The 1,753-nt window shown below is 57.0% G+C and carries 2 protein-coding genes; both read right to left on the bottom strand.

Annotated elements, in window-relative coordinates; translation table 11 throughout:
• The coding region (locus JKK62_RS16845) for a TrkH family potassium uptake protein (protein WP_201428935.1) at nt 1-1,441 on the bottom strand (1,441 nt) is incomplete at its 3' end.
• Nucleotides 1,442-1,451: 10 nt separating this feature from the next.
• Nucleotides 1,452-1,753 (bottom strand): TrkA C-terminal domain-containing protein (locus JKK62_RS16840; RefSeq protein WP_279380646.1); only part of this gene is annotated, 302 nt, incomplete at its 5' end.

Genomic DNA, 1,753 nt, shown 5'->3' with positions numbered 1-1,753 from the left:
TTTTCCACGCCGCGGGCGCGAAGAGAAGGAGCAGAGGATAAAGCTCAAGTCTGCCCGCGAGCATGTCGAACGACAGCACGCACTTCGCGAAAGGCGAATAGAACGTGTAGTTGCCGACGGGGCCTACGTCGCCGAGACCCGGGCCCGTGTTGTTGAGGGTAGCCGCGACTGAGGTGAAGCTCGTCACAAAGCCCTTTCCGTCGATCGAAACCAGAATGAAGCTGATGACGAAAATTGCCATGTACACGACGAGGAACACAGAGGTGCTGCGCATCGTGTTGTGGTCGACGGTCTTGCCGTCCATCTTCACCTGACGGATATTCCGCGGGTGGACGAGAAGCAGGAACTCCTTCTTTGCTTCCTTCGCGAGCAGGAGCAATCGCGCGACCTTGAAGCCGCCGCCCGTACTGCCTGCCATCGCTCCGAGGAAGGTCAGAAACATTATTATCGACTTCGAGAGCATCGGCCAGTGGTTGACGTCTCCTATGCCGAAGCCCGTCGTGGTTATGATCGACGAGGTGTAGAAGAACGACTGGTGGAACGCGTCGTAGGCGGTCGGATAGAGCGGCATGATATTGATGCCGATTATGACCGTCGACAGCACGATGAAGCCGAGGTAGAACCACAGCTCCTCCATCTTTGCCGCCTGCAGGAACTTCCGCGTGATGATGAGGATATAAACCGAGAAGTTCACGCCGAACAGCATCATGAATACCGCGATAACCGTCTGGAAATAGTAGGTGTCGTAGGCGGCGATGTTCGCGTTTCTCACGCCGAAGCCGCCTGTGCCGGCGGTCGCGAAGCTGGTGTTTATCGCATCAAAGAACTCCATGCCGCCGCAGAGCAGGAGGATCATCTCCAGCATCGTCAGTCCGAAGTAGATGCCGTATAGCATAGCGGCGTAGTGGCGCATCTTGGGCACCGCCTTGCCGACGATCGGACCCGGGCTTTCGGCGCGCATGAGGTAGATATTCTGCTGACCGCCGAGCTTCGGGATAAGCGCGAGCAGGAACACGATTACGCCCATGCCGCCCAGCCAGTTCATAAGGCTGCGCCACATCAGCATTCCGTGGCTGAGCCGCTCGACCTCGACGAGGATCGTCGCTCCCGTAGTGGTGAAGCCCGAGATAGTCTCAAACAGAGCGTCGATGTAGTTCGGTATCTCTCTGCTGAGGAAGAACGGCATTGCGCCGACAAGCGAGAGCACGATCCAGCTCAGAGCCGTCGCGCAGAAGCCTGCCTTCTGGTAGAGCACCATGTTCTTCGGCTTTTTCACCTTGACGGCGAGCACGCCCAGAACCGCGCTGACAATGCCCGTGCCGAGGAAGTACAGCGCCTCGTGTTCTCCGTAAATAATTGAGGTTACGGTGCACAGCTGCATTGCCGCGCCCTCGACTATCAGAACCCAGCCGAGGATATAGACAATCAATCTTTTATTCATAACCAATCCCTCAGCGTCTGCTCAGAATGTCGTCAAGGTCCTTGAGGCCCTTGTGCTTTGTGATAACGACGACGGAATCGTCGGGCATGACGGAATCCGAGCCTGTCGGGAGAATGATCCTGCCCCTGCGGGCGATGGAAATGATCTGCAGATCGTCCTTGAGGTTCAGCTTTGAGAGAGGGATATTAGCGACGCGGGAGCTGCTCTTTACGCGGAACTCAAGCGCCTCTACCCTGCCCTCGTTGAGGCGGTAGAGCGTCTCGACGTTGCTGCCGAGAGAGTTCTGTACCGCGCGGATATAACGGGCAATAT

The sequence above is a fragment of the Ruminococcus difficilis genome (genome assembly GCF_016680995.1).
The sequence above is the reverse complement of the archived record's forward strand: the minus strand, read 5'-3'. Positions and strand labels throughout refer to the sequence as shown.